The sequence below is a fragment of the Staphylococcus intermedius NCTC 11048 genome (assembly GCF_002902385.1).
In the GTDB taxonomy this organism is placed as follows: domain Bacteria; phylum Bacillota; class Bacilli; order Staphylococcales; family Staphylococcaceae; genus Staphylococcus; species Staphylococcus intermedius.
On sequence record NZ_PPQH01000129.1, the window covers coordinates 1 to 1,055 of the forward strand.

Annotated in this window: 1 protein-coding gene and 1 pseudogene; both read left to right on the forward strand. The window is 28.5% G+C overall.

Going from position 1 to position 1,055, the window contains the following annotated elements:
* The coding region (locus CD138_RS13480; protein ID WP_019167976.1) for a Gfo/Idh/MocA family oxidoreductase at window positions 1–582 on the forward strand (582 nt) is incomplete at its 5' end.
* Window positions 579–1,055 (forward strand): annotated as a pseudogene (locus tag CD138_RS14580) (MFS transporter); the annotation flags it as partial. The gene CD138_RS13480 and the pseudogene CD138_RS14580, both read left to right, overlap by 4 nt.

Sequence of the window (1,055 nt, forward strand, 5' to 3'; positions counted from 1 at the left end):
AGAAAAACTTTTACTTGGAGAGACGATGGAAGTTCAAAGTTAAGTAGTGGTGCCTTAGGAGATTTAGGAGTTCATCTTCTCGATTTAGCGACTCATATTACTGACAGTTATGTAAAGGTAGAAACAATTAAAACTAAAATGATGACTAAAGTAAAGAAAAAAAATGATAGTATAGTGCAAGTTGATGACCATTCAGAAACATTTTTTATGACTAGTAATGGACAATATATTCATATAGAGACTTCTAAAGCTTGTGATGAAGATTTATGCGGTTTCTACATTACGATTACAGGACGTAGTGGTGAAATTAAGTTTTCATCAAAAAATGAAGGAGTAGTTACTGTTAGTAACAATGATATTCAAGAGATAGTTCAATTAGATGATAGGATATACATTGACCCAGAAAATGAATTCTATGGATGGAAAGATAGCTTTTACTATTCACATATAAAACTTTTGGAGGCTATCAAAAATAGAAAAGAAACTGCAATTTCTACTTTTGAAGATGGTTTGAAAGCGCAAGAAGTTTTGGAGCACTGTATTAATAGTTATCAACAAAAACAGTACATTGAGTTCAGATGACTAAATTTCATACGCTTTACTTTTCTTTAATGTATTTTCTCATTGGAATGATACACACATTTGTCGGCTCATTTAATCAATTTTTAAAAATAAATCTTAATATGAATCAATCAGGTGTATCAAATCTGATTAGTATTCAATTCATAACATTTATGTTTGGGGTATTTTATTCTACCTTCTTAGCTAATAAAGATATAAAGAAGGCTTTTAAAATAATACACCTATCTATTCTATTAATTACTACTATTTTTATTATTTTTGAGCATTACTTAATTATATATCTAGTTGTAGCTATATTAGGTTTTTGCGCTGGATTTATTGAGTCATCTATTGCATCATATATTTTTAATATTAATTTTGATTCTGCCAAAATTTTTGGATATATAGAATCATTCTTTGCAGTAGGATCATTCTTGTTACCTATGATTGTGAGGATGTTTGAATATCATTTAGACACGAAATACGCTATTATC